This is a genomic window from uncultured Tateyamaria sp. (assembly GCF_947488715.1).
In the GTDB taxonomy this organism is placed as follows: Bacteria; Pseudomonadota; Alphaproteobacteria; order Rhodobacterales; family Rhodobacteraceae; genus Tateyamaria.
On the sequence record NZ_CANLAG010000024.1, the window covers coordinates 1 to 201 of the forward strand.

The 201-nt window shown below is 54.7% G+C and carries 1 protein-coding gene; it reads right to left on the reverse strand.

Annotated features, from left to right (window positions below; all coding sequences use genetic code 11):
* Positions 1-11 precede the first annotated feature (11 nt).
* Positions 12-201: transposase (locus Q0936_RS20365; protein ID WP_299378430.1), on the reverse strand; the 190-nt coding region annotated here is incomplete at its 5' end.

Consider the following 201-nt stretch of genomic DNA (forward strand, 5'->3'; position numbering starts at 1 on the left):
CTCATTGAGTGTCAAAGCCAGTAGATAACGATTGCCGCGAGGGCGATTGCTGAAAGGAAGACCTTTGGGCACCTGTCGTAACGGGTTGCCACACGCCTCCAATCCTTCAACCTGCCGAACATGGTTTCGATCCGGTTACGCCGTTTGTAGCGGCGCTTGTCGTACTTGACGGTTTTCTTCCGCTGCTTCCGGCCAGGGATA